A 13,523-nucleotide genomic window follows, 5' to 3' on the forward strand; every position below is an offset into this window, starting at 1 on the left:
TTTAAAAGCCAAGTGAAGGGGAGCCGCGCAGACAATCCTCCTGCGTGGCGGTGACTGTTCTGCGAGACAGCGGCCCGATCGCGACGATCGAGGCGAGCAGCAGAAAGATCTCGATTCCGTAGACCGCGACATAACCGGTCACGGGATCGGCGAGGGCTTCGCCAAGCGCGCCGCTACTCGCGAGCGCGCCCACCGTGTCATTGATGAAACCGCTGGCGGCGATGGCCAGACCCGCCGCAGTCGCTTGCGCGGCGCCCCAGGCGCCGAGCGCGAGGCCGCGCGCCTCGGGGCGCGCAAAGGCCATGCTCGCGGTCAAGCCGCCATGAGCGAACAGACCGCCGCCAAACCCGATCAAGGCGACGCCGACGCCGAACGCCCCGCCCGATTCCATCGGCGCGGCGAACATGACGAAGGCGAAAGCGATCACCCCAACCAAGGCGCCCAGGCCAGCAATGCGATGCGGGTCCGCGCCACGGTTAAGCCGTCGCGCGGCCAGGATCAGGCCGACGCCGCCGCCAACCGCCAGCATGGCGGTCAAGGCCGTGGTCGCGCCAACAGGCAAATGAAGAATCTTGCCGCCATACGGCTCCAACAGGATATCCTGCATGGAGAAGCCGGCCGTGCCAAGCGCGATGGCGACGAGGCGGCGACGCGCCCGCGCCTCATTGGCGAACAGGGTCCACGCCTCGAAAAAGCCAACGCGCGCGGCCGCCGTCTGCGGCAAAGCGTAGCGCGGTTCCTGTTTCCACAGCGCAATCACGTTGAGCGCCAGCGTCACCATCGCCGCGCCCTGGATGACCTGGATCAGCCTGATCTCGCTGAAATTGCGCAACGCGAGGCCAAACACGAAGGCGCTCACCGCCATGCCCAGCAGCATGGCCGCGCACAGCAGGGCGACCACCTTGGGGCGGGCATGTTCCGGAGCCAGATCGGTCGCAAGTGCAAGACCTACAGTTTGCACAGTGTGAAGACCGCCGCCAACGAGCAGGAAGGCCAACGCCGCAGCCGCCTGCCCGACCCACATGGGCGCGGTCGTGTCGCCGGAGAGCAGCACCAAAGCGAAGGGCATGATGGCGAAGCCGCCAAACTGCGACAAGGTGCCGAACCAGATGAAAGGCGCGCGTCGCCAGCCCAGCACGGAGCGGTGGCTGTCCGACCGGAATCCGATCACCGTGCGCAGCGGCGCCGACAATAGCGGAATCGCCAGCATCAGAGCGACGATCCACGAGGGCACGCCGAGTTCGACGATCATGACGCGATTAAGCGTGCCGATCATCAAGGTCGCCGCCATGCCAACCGTGACCTGGAACAGCGACAGCCGCAGCAGCCGTCCCATCGGAAGCTCAGCCGTCCCCGCATCCGCGAAAGGCAGGCGGCTAAGCTGTCCCATGATGGCGGCTGTCACGCTATTCATGCGGAGCACGCCTCCAAATCCTTATGGAATTCCAAGGCTTCGGAAATATAAAAACCGCGAGCGACGCGATAGGAGCGCGTCAGCCGCCAATTGGCGAGGCCGGGGAACTGCTGCATTTCGCGTTCGAGCGCGGCCTGCGAAATCGGCGCAATGGCCGGCGACCGGTCGCCGCGCGGAAACAATTTGCCGACCGCGTGCATGATCGTGAGGGGCAGAGTGCGCGGGGCTATGGTGACAATCATCGCCTGCGAGGTGCGCGCCGCCAGTGTGTCCAGCGTTTTGGCGATGTCCGATCCTTCGTAGTGGATCAGGCTGTCCATCGCCACGACATAGTCGAAATCGCCGAGATCGGGCGACAGATAGTCGCCGACGCGCCAGTCGATGCGCTCCGCGAAAGCCTCGGACGCGGACCGCTCCTTGGCCAGATTGACCAAGGTCGGCGAAATGTCGACAGCGACCACATCGGCGCCGCGTCGCGCCGCCTCGACGGCGAGCGCGCCGGACCCGCAGCCGGCGTCAAGGATGCGCATCCCCTTGGGATCTTCCGGCAGCCAGGACAGCAGGTTGGCGCGCATCTCGGCGCGTCCCGCCCGAACGGTGGCCCGCACGGAGCCGACCGGCTCGTCGGAGGTCAGGCGACGCCATGCCTCGACCGCGGTGCGGTCGAAATAGGTGCGCAATTCCTCGCGTTTGGCGTCGTAGCTCACTTCGGCCATCAGTCGAACCCTAGGAATTCAAACAGTTCGCGATCCTTCATCGGCGTCGCCTCGATCGGCTCCACGCCGGCCCAAAGCTTTTCGGCGAGTTGCATATATTCCTCGCGCACCTCAAGGACTTCAGGAGTCTCCTCCATCTCGAACAAGGTGCACTTCTTCAGGCGGCTGCGCCGGACGGCGTCGACGTCGCGAATATGCGCCACGCGCTTCAGGCCGGTCCGCTCGCAGAAACCGTCGATCTGATCGGTGGCCTTGCTGCGATTGGCGATCACGCCGCCGAGGCGTACATCGTAATTCTTCGCCTTGGCGTTGATAGCGGCGGCGATGCGGTTGGCGGCGAAGATCGAATCGAAATCGTTGGCGGTGACGATCAGCGCGCGGTCGGCGTGCTGCAAGGGCGACGCGAAGCCGCCGCACACCACGTCTCCGAGCACGTCGAACACGACGACATCGGTGTCGTCAAGAAGGCGATGCTCCTTCAGCAGCTTGACCGTTTGGCCGACCACGAAACCGCCGCAGCCGGTGCCAGCGGGCGGGCCGCCGGCCTCGACACACAGGACGCCGTTATAGCCTTCCATCATGTAATCTTCGACGCGCAGCTCCTCGATATGGAACCGCACCGACTCCAGAGCGTCGATCACCGTGGGCGCGAGACACTTGGTCAGCGTGAACGTCGAATCGTGCTTAGGATCGCAGCCGATCTGCAGCACGCGCTTTCCCAACTTGGAGAAGGCGACCGACAAGTTCGACGACGTCGTGCTCTTCCCGATCCCGCCCTTGCCGTAGATCGCGAACACCTTGGCGGTATCGATCCTGATGTCCGGGTCGAGTTCGACCTGAACCGATCCTGGTGGCTGGGCATTCCGGATCACGGTGTTCATGCAACCTCCGCAACAACGCCTTCGAGGCGATCTTCCAACTCATCACCGGCGTTCTGCAAGGCCGCCAACATCTCCGGGTCGGGCTTCCAGTAACCACGCTCATGCGCTTCAAGCAACCGCGTCGCGATCTTGGCGGTCGCGGCCGGGTTCAGCGCGGCGAGACGTTCGCGCATTTCGGGGTCGGTGACATAGGTCTGGGTCAAACGTTGGTAAACCCACGGCTCGACCTGCCCGGTCGTCGCCGACCAGCCCATGGTGTTGGTGACATGGGTCTCGATCTGGCGCACCCCCTCGAAACCGTGCTTGAGCAGGCCTTCATACCATTTCGGATTGAGCATGCGGGTGCGGGTCTCCAGCGCCACCTGCTCGTTGAGCGTGCGCACCACGCCCTCGCCCTTGGTCTGGTCGCCGATATAGACCGGGGCGACCTCGCCCTTGGCGCGCTTGACCGCGCGGCTGACGCCGCCCAGCGTGTCGAAATAATTGTCGACCGTGGTGACGCCCAACTCGACCGAATCGAGGTTCTGATAGGCCAGATCGACGCTCTGCAGCACGCTCTTGAGCAGTTCCGGCTTTTGCGCCGGCGCGCCCTGCCGCCCGTAGGCGAAACCTTTGCGGCGGGTGTAGGTCTCGGCCAGTTCGTCCTCGTTTTCCCAATTGCCGGATTCGACGAGGTTGTTGACGTTCGAGCCATAGGCGCCGTCGGCGTTGCCGAACACGCGCAGCGAAGCCTCCTCGATGTCGCAGTTCTGCGCCGCCATGAAGGCGAGCGCGTGCTTGCGCACAAAGTTCCGCTCCGCCGGCTCGTCAGCCGAGGCGGCGAGATAGGCGGCTTCGGCCAGCATCTTGATCTGCAGCGGCAACAGGTCGCGGAAAATGCCCGACAGCGAGATCACCACATCGACGCGCGGGCGTCCCAACTGCTCCAGCGGGATCAGCGCGGCGCCGGTGAGGCGGCCGTAGCTGTCGAAGCGCGGCGCCGCGCCCATGAGCGCGAGGGCCTGGGCGATCGGCGCGCCTTCGGTTTTCAGATTGTCCGTGCCCCAGAGAACCATGGCGATGGTTTCAGGGAAGGCGTTGCCGTCGGCGACATAGCGGTCGAGTAGCCGCGCCGCCTGCTTGGCGCCGTCCTGGATGGCGTAGGCGCTGGGAATGCGGAACGGGTCAAAGCCATGCAGGTTGCGGCCCGTCGGCAGGATTTCCGGCATGCGCAGCAGATCGCCGCCCGGCGCGGGCCGCACGAACCTGCCGTCGAGGGCGCGCAAAATGCCAGCGACTTCATAATCCTCGCTGAGATAGTCCGCCGAGGGTTTGAGCGCCTTCAGCACGTCGCGGGTGGCCGCGTCGCGGGTGATCGAATCGACGGCCTTGCCGTCGACCAACGCCGACACCTCGTCACGCTTCAACTGCACGCCCTGGGTCGCCTCGGCCATGGACATCAGCATGTCCACCCGCTCCTCGGGCGACATCGGCGCGCCGACCACGTGCAAGCCGTGCGGGATCAAAGTGTATTCGAGTTCGAGCACGGCGTCGCCGAGCGCGAGAATCTTGGACTCCGCCTCTTCGCCCCAGGCGGGTTCGGCCTTGGCGAGATCGAGTTCCGCCGCCTGCGCCTGGATGATTTCGGCGAGGTCCGCGCGCTCCTTGTCGGCGTCGGGGCCGCAATTGCGATAGCGGTCGAGCGTGGCGCGCAGATCGAGCAGGCCGCGATACAGCCCCGCGTTGGCGACCGGCGGCGTCAGATAGCTGATCAGCGTGGCGCCGGCGCGGCGCTTGGCGATCGCGCCTTCGGACGGATTGTTCGAAGCATAGAGATAGAAGTTCGGCAGGTCGCCGATCAGGCGATCCGGCCAGCACTGCCCCGACAGTCCCGTCTGCTTGCCCGGCATGAACTCCAGCGCGCCATGGGTGCCGAAATGCAGCACGGCGTCGGCGCCGAAATCCTCCTTCAACCAGCGGCAGAAGGCCGAGAAGGCGTGGGTCGGCGCGAAGCCATGCTCGAACAGCAGGCGCATCGGGTCGCCTTCATAGCCCATCGAGGGCTGGATGCCGACGAAGACATTGCCGAACCGCTCGCCGAGAACATGGATGGTCGCACCATCGGTGTTCTGGCGGCCCGGAGCCGGGCCCCATGCCGCCTCGATCTGCTTCAGCCAGCGTTCGCGGCGCACATGATCGTCGGTCGGAATGCGCGTATGCACATTGGCGACCGCGCCATAATTGGCGGCGTTGCCATTGACGATAGATTCGCGCAGGGCGTCGACGCTGACCGGCGGCGTGACCGAATAGCCCGCCTCCTTCATCGCCACGAGCACGCGGTGCAGCGATTCAAACACCGACAGATAGGCGGCGGTGCCGGTGTTGCCGGCGTTGGGCGGAAAGTTGAAGATGACGATGGCGATCTTGCGCTTGGCGCGCTCGGAGCGCCGCAGCACCGCCAGTTTCTCGATGCGAGCCGCAAGAGCGTTGGCGCGCTCTTTGCAAACGTGCATATCGCGCAAGCTTTCCGACTCCGGGAAGCAGCAACCGTCTTCGCAGCCGCCGCAAACCGAACCGCCGCGCGCGCGCCCGCCAAACACCGCCGGCCCCGTGGAGCCGTCGAGTTCGGGAATCGCCACCATGATGGTCGATTCCACCGGCAGCAGGCCGCGCTCCGAATCCTTCCACTGCTCCAGCGTTTGGAATTCGACCGGATGAGCCGCGATATAGGGGGCGTCCAGCCTGGTTAGGATTTCCTCGGCCGCCTTGGCGTCATTATACGCCGGGCCGCCGACCAGACTGAACCCCATCAGCGACGCCATGGCGTCGATGACCGGGCGCCCATCCTTGAAAAAGAACTTTTCGATGGCGGGGCGGGCGTCGAGACCGGCGGCGAAGGCCGGGATGACCCTCAATCCACGCTCTTCCAGCGCCGCGATCATGCCGTCGTAATGGCCGGTGTTCCCCGCCAGCACATAGGAACGCATGATCAGCAGGCCCACCGTCGCCTTGGCGCCCGGGGTGGACGGCAACTGGTCGACGGTTTCCGCGACCCGGCCCGGCATGTTCGGATGATAGACGCCGTTTTCAGGATATTCCTTCGGCGGCGCCGCCTTGAGCGCCCCGCGCAACCGGCGGCGCGGACCGTCGGCGTAACGGTCGACCAGCGACCGCACCAGGTTCTCCATGTTCTCTTCGGAACCGGCGAGCCAATATTGCAGCGTCAGGAAATAGGAGCGCACGTCCTGGGCCGTGCCGGGAATGAAGCGCAGCAGCTTCGGGATCCTGCGCAGCATGGTCATCTGACTGGCGCCGGCCGCCTCATTGTTCGGCTTGGAGCCGCGCAGCTTCTTCAGCAAGGCCATCGGCCCGCTGGCGGGCGCGCTCATATCGAACTTGCCCATCTTGGTGAGCTTGGTCACCTCGCCGGCCGACATGGCGCAGACCATGGCGTCGCAATGCTCGCGGCGCGCCATGAGCGCGGGCAACAACGGTTTGAAATGCTCTTCCAGGAACAACATGATCGACACGACAATGTCGGCGTCGGCGATGTCATCCAGGCAGCGTTTCAGCCGCTCGGGCTCGGACGCGAATTCGGAAGCCGCGTGGACCACCAGGACCAGACCCGGAATTTCCTTCGCAAGAGCGATGCGCGCGCGATCAGTCGCGCTCGCGACATGCGAATCCATCGTGACGATCACGAATTTCACGGATGAGTCCTCAGCGGCCGAAATGGGCTTTTGCATCATACAAAGTTCCCACGCTAATCATCGTCAAACCGCGCTCGCGCGCGTATTTCTCAGTATTGCCACGGGCCTTGCCACGAACGAAGAACGGGATTTTCTTCAGTTCCTTTTGCGCTTCCTCGCTCCAGACGGGATCGCCGGAAGCGGGCGCGACCGCCGCCGCGGCCGGGAGATCCGGCTGCGGCGCCGCAGGTTGCAAGGCCGCAGACGGAGGGGCGCTGGAAGCGCCCAAATGCGACGCATGCTCGTGAAATTCCGCGTCCTCGCGAAACATGCCAAGCAGATGCTCTTCAAGACCCATCATCAGCGGATGGACCCACGAATCAAAAATGACGTTAGCGCCTTCGAATCCCATCTGAGGCGCATAGCGCGCCGGGAAATCCTGCACATGCGCCGGCGCGGATATCACCGCGCATGGCAGGCGCAGACGCTTGGCGATGTGACGCTCCATCTGCGTGCCCAACACCAGTTCGGGATGGGCGGCGGAGATCGCGGCCTCGACTTCGAGATAGTCGTCCGTGATCAGCGCTTCGCGATTGTGCGCGGCGGCGCGCGCCCGCACGTCACGCGCGAATTCCCGCGAGAAAGTGCCGAGGCCGACGACCTCGAAACCGATCTCCTCGCGCGCAATGCGCTCGGCGGCGAGAACATGGGTGCCGTCGCCAAAGATGAACACGCGCTTTCCGGTCAGATAAGTCGAGTCCACCGAACGCGACCACCACGGCAGATTGGACTCTGGCAGCGCCTGACCGTCAGAAAGATTACCGAGCTTGCGCACTTCCGCGATGAACTCGTGGGTGGCGCCGACGCCGATCGGCACGGTTTTGGTGTAAGGCTGTCCGTGGGCCTTTTCGAGATATTGCGCCGCGGGCAGCGCGATCTCGGGATAGAGCACGACATTGAAATCGGCATCGCCCAGCCGGGTCAGATCGTCGGGGGTGGCGCCCATCGGAGCGGCGACGTTGACATCGACGCCTAGCGCGTTGAGCAATTTTGTAATCTCAATCACGTCGTCGCGGTGGCGGAAACCAAGCGCCGTCGGACCCAGCAGATTGACGAGCGGACGGGCGCGCTGCGGGCGCTCGCGCTTGGCTCCGGAAAGCCCGCGCACCAGACGATAAAATGTCTCCGACGCGCCCCAGTTTTCCTTCTTGGAATAGGCCGAGAGTTCGACGGGGATCACGGGAACGGGCAGAGCCAGAGCGCGGGCGAGTCCGCCGGGATCGTCCTGCAACAGCTCGGCGGTGCAGGAGGAGCCGACGATCATGGCGCGCGGCTGATGACGCTCGTACGCGTCGCGGGCCGCCGTCTTGAAAATCTCGGCGGTGTCCGTGCCGAGATCGCGGGCCTGAAAGGTCGTATAGGTGACCGGCGGCCGCTTGTTACGGCGTTCGATCATCGTGAACAAGAGATCCGCATAGGTATCGCCCTGCGGCGCGTGCAGGACGAAGTGCAGACCGTTCATGCCGGTGGCGACGCGCATGGCGCCGATGTGGGACGGCCCTTCATAGGTCCAGAGCGTGAGCTGCATCGTCAGACCTCCAGCCGCGACCGGCGCGTCAGCGGCCGGGTGAAGAGTTCGGCGAGATCGCCGGCCTGATCGTAGCCCTGGATCGGCGTGAACAGCAATTCAATGGCCCATTTGGTCGGCAAACCCTCTGCCTCCAGCGGATTGGCGAGGCCAAGACCGCAGACGGTGAGGTCGGGGCGCGCTTCGCGGCACCGATCAAGCTGATCGTCAACGGCCGAGCCTTCATTCAGGCGCGTTTCCGATGACAGAAGCGCCAACTCCTCCGCTAGCAATTGCTGATGCAGATAGGGCGTCGAAACATCGACCGGCTTCATGCCAAGTTCGCGCGCCAGGAAGCGCGCCAGCGGCACTTCGAGCTGCGAGTCCGGGAAGAAGAAGATTTTCTTTCCGGCGAGCTGCTCCCGATGCCGCGCCAGCGACATCTCCGCCCTGGCGCGCCCCGGCGCCGTGGCGGCGTCAAGCGTCGCCGCCTGAACGTTGAAGGCGTCAGCGACGGCCTTGAGCCAAAGCGACGTGCCTTCCGAACCAAGCGGAAAGACTGCCGGAATCCGCTTGGCTCCACGCAACTCGAGCGCCCGCGCCGTTTCGGCGAGGAAGGGCTGCGCCAGAATAAACTTCGTATTCGGCCCGACCGCCGGCATCGAATCAGCCCGACGCGCCGGCAAGAAGCGAGCCTCGACTCCAATTTCACGGAAAGTCGTCGCGAACTGGTCCTCGACAACATCAGCCAGCGCGCCGACGACCAGAAGCGAAGGCGCCGACGCAGCGTCCAGAGGCAGATCGGGAACAAGCGCCGCCAGACAGGCGTCCTCACCCTCTGTAAACGTCTTTTCGATGCCGCTGCCCGAATAGCTCACGACTTTCGCACGCGGCGAATGGATGCGGTTGAGACGCTGCGCCGCGCGGACGAGGTCGATCTTGATGACCTCGGAAGGGCAGGACCCTACCAGGAACAGCATCTTGATGTCGGGACGGCGCTCCAGCAGGCGCGCCACCACATTGTCGAGCTCGTCATTGACGTCGGCAAGGCCGGCAAGATCGCGTTCTTCAAGAATCGCGGTGGCGAAGCGCGGCTCGGCGAAAATCATCACACCCGCCGCCGACTGCAGCAGATGCGCGCAGGTGCGCGAACCAACGACCAGGAAGAAGGCGTCCTGAATCTTGCGATGCAGCCAGACGATCCCGGCAAGACCACAAAAGACCGAGCGCTGACCGCGCTCGTGATGAACAACCGGCGCATCAGGCGCAGGCGAGCGGAGCGTCTCGTTCATGGCGCGACTTCCGGAACAGCGGCGACATTCACGCCCTGCAGGCGCGCCATACGCAATTTCCACAAGAACTGGCCGGCGTTGATCACATAAGTCGCATAAGCGGCCAGCGCGATCATCATCTGAGCGCGCGTATCGACGACATGCGTCAGGAGCGCGACGATATAGGCCGTATGCAACGCGATGACCAACATGCTGAACACGTCTTCCCAGAAGAAAGGCTCGGCGAAAAGATAAACGCCAAACACGACCTTTTCCCAGATCGCGCCCGTGACCATGATGGTGTAAAGCGTAATGGCCTTGACGACAATCGACGCCGTCGCGACATCTTGTCCCTGGCCCGTCAGCAAATAGCGGACGACGAGCACAAGGGAGATGAGAAAGACAAGAAACTGAAAGGGCGCCAGCACCCCCTGGACAAGCGTCCAGACGGTCGCATCACGGCGCGCCCTCTGCTCGGGACTATAGAGCGCCTTCGGTGCAGCGCCGGTCGTCCTTTCAACCATCATACTGTTTTCCCTGTGCAAACAGGCGTTACTCAAGCAGCGTAGAGGTCATCGCTGGAGGGCAATGGTACGGCCCAGCTGCAAAAAATGTCAAGATAAATTGACGTAAAGCAAAAAATACATTTAAGTAGGCCATGGCGCGTGGACGTCGCGCGCTGGGCTGGCGATTACGCCGGCCGCCTGTTGCACGACGCTGGCGCGGTCTCGGAGATTGGGGGCGGCATGTACCAGTCGGGCGCGTTCCCGCGGCGGCTTACAAAAGACGGATCCGCCTCGAAAAAGGCAGGCGCCCTCCAGGCCCTGCGGACGCTGGCGAAACGGGACGCGGAGCGCCCCGGCGCGACGCGCAACGACATCCCGCCGAACGCGGCGCGGGTCTCGCGCGCGCAATGCGTCCAGCTTGCGCGCTGGCTCATCGCGGGCGATGACGCCTTTCGCTACGAGATAGAGGCGCGCCTCGCCTCCAGCGCCTCGCCGGTTGGCGTGATGGTCGACGTGCTCGCGCCAGTGGCCCGCGAGTTGGGCCGCCTGTGGGATCGCGACGAATGCGATTTGATCGACGTGCAGCGCGCATGCGGCGCCCTGCAACGCGTCATGGGACGGATCGCGCCGGAAGGCCCCGCGCGCATGCCGTTGAAACAGCCCTCCATTCTCCTTCAAGTCGCGCCTGGCGAACGGCATACGCTCGGCGCCGACGTGGCCGAGGCCATTTTTCGCGACATCGGTTGGCGCGTCACGCGCGGCGAGGGCCGCGGCCTTCGCGCCGACCTGTCACGGGAATGGCGGGATTTCGTTGGTTTTTCACTGAGTTGCGATCGAAATGTTGAATCGTTGTCGCAGGCGGTGGCCGAGGCGCGCGCCGCCTCACGCAACCCAAACCTGCTTGTTGTCGTCGGAGGCGCAATCTTCGCCAGACGCCCGGATATTGCTCGGAAAATTGGGGCGGATTTCTGTGTGTGCGCCGCCAAACTTCCTGTTAAACATCAGAAGGCTTTGGTAAACGGGTCCGCCATGTCACACGTATTTCACACGCGCGGCTGAGATCGCGTTCGGTCATCTTGAACAGGAACGCATACGTGAGCGAAGGCTCGTCGGCATCCCCAGCCAAGGGGCGATTCTCCGACGCGAAGGAGCATCTCGGCGCCATCGACGCAGCGACGGCAGGCGTGCTTGTCGCCGCCTCCGCCGACGTCTCTCTTGTCATGGACAAGGAGGGCGCGATTCTCGACGTCGCCTTTTCGAACGTGGACCTCGCCAAGGAGTTGGGCGGCCGCTGGCTCGGACGGCGCTGGGCCGATCTGGTGACCAGCGAGACGCGGCCGAAAGTGGACGACCTGCTCCGAGAGGCCAATCCTCGGCAGCCGACGCGCTGGCGACAGGTCAATCATCCCTCGGCGTCGGGCGGCTCCGACGTCCCCGTGCGCTATTGCGCCGTGCGGCTTGAGACCGAATCGCGCGTGGTGGCGGTGGGACGCGATTTGCGCGCGCTGGCGGCGCTGCAACAGCGCCTCGCCGACGCGCAGCAGGATATGGAGCGCGAATATGCGCGCATCCGGGACGCTGAAAAGCGCTATCGCCTGCTTTTTCAGCTTTCGAACGAACCGGTCGCCATCGTGGACGCCAGCACGCAACGCATCGTTGAAGTGAATCCCGCGGCGGCCACATTGTTCGGCGTCGACCCCAGACGCATTCCCGGCGCCTCGTTCAACGATCTTTTCGATGCGCGCAGCCGGCAGGCCATTCAGTCGTTTGTCGCCGCCGCGCGGCTCGCCCCGCGCGTCGACAACGTCATGGTCGAGATCGCTTCGAACGGCGTGCGGGTGCTGATCTCGGGCTCGCTGTTCCGGCAGGACAGCGCCGCGCATCTGCTGGTGCTGTTTTCGCGGGTCGAGGGCGGCGCCGGCCCCCGCACCGAGCAGGACGCCAATGTGCTCCAGATGGTGGTCGCCATGCCGGAGGCCTTCGTGGTCGTCAGCTCCGACCTCCGCGTGATCGGCGCCAACGCCGCTTTTCTCGATCTCGCCCAGGTCGGCGTCGAGGCGCAGGCCCGGAACGAAAAGATCGAACGCTGGCTTGGCCGCCCGTCGATCGACGTCGGCATTCTCTTCGCCAATCTGCGCGCTCACGGCGCCGTCCGGCATTTTTCGACCATTGTGCGTGGAGAACTCGGCTCCACCGAGGATGTCGAGGTGGCCGGCGTGCTGCTGCCGGGCGCAGGCGACCCTTGCTATGGGCTGACCATCCGCGCGGTGGGCTGGCGTCCCGGCAGCGAGCGGCTGGGCGGCCGCGAATTGCCCCGCACCGTCGAGCATTTCATCGACCTCGTCGGGCGCGTTCCGTTGAAAAACCTTGTGCGCGAGACGACCGACCTGATCGAACGCCTGTGCATCGAAGCCGCGCTGGAGCTCACCCACGACAATCGCGCGGCCGCGGCGGAAATGCTCGGCCTCAGCCGGCAAGGGTTTTACGCCAAATTACGGCGCTACGGTCTCGGCGACCTGGGCGAGGACGAACCCAACCTGGATGACGATGGGGCGTGACCCAACCGTAAATCCCACTTGACACTTTGGGCTGTCAAGTTTAGCGTTTTTACATGCAAAAGCCTCAATTGTTCGCCGTCCTTGAACTACTTAAGCCCATCACCTGGTTCGCGCCGATGTGGGCCTATATGTGCGGCGTGGTGTCGAGCGGCGTCCCGATCAAGTGGGGCGCGGCGCTTCTGGGCGCGGTGCTCGCCGGGCCGCTGGTCTGCGCCACCAGCCAGGCGGTCAACGATTGGTATGATCGCGAGGTTGACGCCATCAACCAACCGGAACGCCCGATCCCATCAGGCCGCATTCCGGGAAACTGGGGCTTTTACATTGGCTGCGTCTGGAGCGTGCTGTCGCTGATCGTGGCCGCGACCCTGGGTTCCGCGGTGCTGGCGGCGGCCGTGCTTGGCCTGGCGCTCGCCTGGGCCTACAGCGCCCCTCCCTATCGCCTGAAGCTGAACGGCTGGTACGGCAATTCGGCTGTCGCGCTTTGCTATGAGGGTTTGCCCTGGTTTACCGGCGCGGCGGCGATGACCGGCGCCTTTCCGAGCGGCGCTGTGGTGCTGTTCGCTTTCCTTTACAGCTTTGGCGCCCACGGCATCATGACCCTGAACGATTTCAAAGCGATCGAAGGCGACAAGGTCATGGGCGTGCGCTCGCTGCCGGTGCAGCTCGGCGTGGACAAGGCCGTGCGTCTGGCTTGCGTCGTCATGGCGGCGCCGCAAGTGGTGGCGATCTTCCTGCTCGCCAAATGGGGGCATCCTTTCTACGCCGTGCTCGTCGTCGGTCTGTTTGTCGGCCAACTCGTGCTGATGGCGCGACTGCTGCGCGACCCTCGTGGGCAGGCGGCTTATTACAATGCGACCGGCACGACGCTTTATGTGTTGGGCATGCTGGTCAGCGCCTTCGCGCTGCGTGCGGGGTGAGGCCGTCATGAGCGTCGCCTCCGAG

10 protein-coding genes are annotated in these 13,523 nt (G+C 64.5%); 3 read left to right on the forward strand and 7 right to left on the reverse strand.

Annotation, left to right across the window (positions count from 1 at the left end; translation table 11 throughout):
- Position 1 precedes the first annotated feature (1 nt).
- Genes CFB24_RS16320 through bchF form a run of 7 tightly spaced genes read right to left on the reverse strand, consistent with a single transcriptional unit; the run spans position 2 to position 10,044 of the window.
- On the reverse strand, positions 2-1,414 hold the full coding sequence (locus CFB24_RS16320; RefSeq protein WP_088521705.1) for an MFS transporter: 1,413 nt from the start codon (positions 1,412-1,414) through the stop codon (positions 2-4).
- A complete protein-coding gene (gene bchM, locus CFB24_RS16325) occupies positions 1,411-2,130 on the reverse strand; it encodes a magnesium protoporphyrin IX methyltransferase (RefSeq protein WP_088521706.1) in 720 nt (239 codons plus the stop codon). The genes CFB24_RS16320 and bchM overlap by 4 nt, the downstream gene beginning before the upstream one ends.
- Positions 2,130-3,011 (reverse strand): ferredoxin:protochlorophyllide reductase (ATP-dependent) iron-sulfur ATP-binding protein, encoded by an 882-nt coding sequence (gene bchL, locus CFB24_RS16330; protein WP_088521707.1) that lies wholly within the window; start codon positions 3,009-3,011, stop codon positions 2,130-2,132. Before bchL ends, bchM begins: the two co-directional genes overlap by 1 nt.
- Entirely contained in the window at positions 3,008-6,736 is a 3,729-nt protein-coding gene (locus tag CFB24_RS16335; RefSeq protein ID WP_088521767.1) for a magnesium chelatase subunit H, read from the reverse strand. The genes bchL and CFB24_RS16335 overlap by 4 nt, the downstream gene beginning before the upstream one ends.
- The gene (gene bchB, locus CFB24_RS16340; protein WP_088521708.1) at positions 6,711-8,267 is read right to left on the reverse strand and encodes a ferredoxin:protochlorophyllide reductase (ATP-dependent) subunit B; all 1,557 of its coding nucleotides are present in this window, start codon (positions 8,265-8,267) and stop codon (positions 6,711-6,713) included. Before bchB ends, CFB24_RS16335 begins: the two co-directional genes overlap by 26 nt.
- A 2-nt stretch (positions 8,268-8,269) precedes the next feature.
- The gene (locus CFB24_RS16345; RefSeq protein ID WP_088521709.1) at positions 8,270-9,538 is read right to left on the reverse strand and encodes a ferredoxin:protochlorophyllide reductase (ATP-dependent) subunit N; all 1,269 of its coding nucleotides are present in this window, start codon (positions 9,536-9,538) and stop codon (positions 8,270-8,272) included.
- Positions 9,535-10,044, reverse strand: coding sequence for a 2-vinyl bacteriochlorophyllide hydratase (gene bchF, locus CFB24_RS16350; protein ID WP_206605465.1), 510 nt, complete (start codon positions 10,042-10,044; stop codon positions 9,535-9,537). The genes CFB24_RS16345 and bchF overlap by 4 nt, the downstream gene beginning before the upstream one ends.
- A gap of 219 nt (positions 10,045-10,263) precedes the next feature.
- On the opposite strand from bchF, the gene CFB24_RS23410 reads away from it, so the two are divergent.
- From CFB24_RS23410 to chlG, 3 genes are read left to right on the forward strand one after another with little or no spacing between them, the layout of a single operon-like run.
- Positions 10,264-11,082 carry a cobalamin B12-binding domain-containing protein gene (locus CFB24_RS23410; RefSeq protein ID WP_275936877.1) on the forward strand — a complete coding sequence of 273 codons (819 nt, stop codon included), beginning with the start codon at positions 10,264-10,266 and terminating at the stop codon, positions 11,080-11,082.
- A gap of 35 nt (positions 11,083-11,117) precedes the next feature.
- Positions 11,118-12,581: a transcriptional regulator PpsR gene (ppsR, locus tag CFB24_RS16360; RefSeq protein WP_244593210.1), complete on the forward strand. Its 1,464-nt coding sequence runs from the start codon at positions 11,118-11,120 to the stop codon at positions 12,579-12,581.
- A 53-nt stretch (positions 12,582-12,634) separates the two neighbouring features.
- The gene (gene chlG / locus CFB24_RS16365) at positions 12,635-13,498 is read left to right on the forward strand and encodes a chlorophyll synthase ChlG (RefSeq protein ID WP_088521711.1); all 864 of its coding nucleotides are present in this window, start codon (positions 12,635-12,637) and stop codon (positions 13,496-13,498) included.
- The last annotated feature ends 25 nt before the right edge of the window (positions 13,499-13,523 follow it).

Source organism: Rhodoblastus acidophilus (genome assembly GCF_900187365.1).
Lineage (GTDB): Bacteria > Pseudomonadota > Alphaproteobacteria > Rhizobiales > Beijerinckiaceae > Rhodoblastus > Rhodoblastus acidophilus.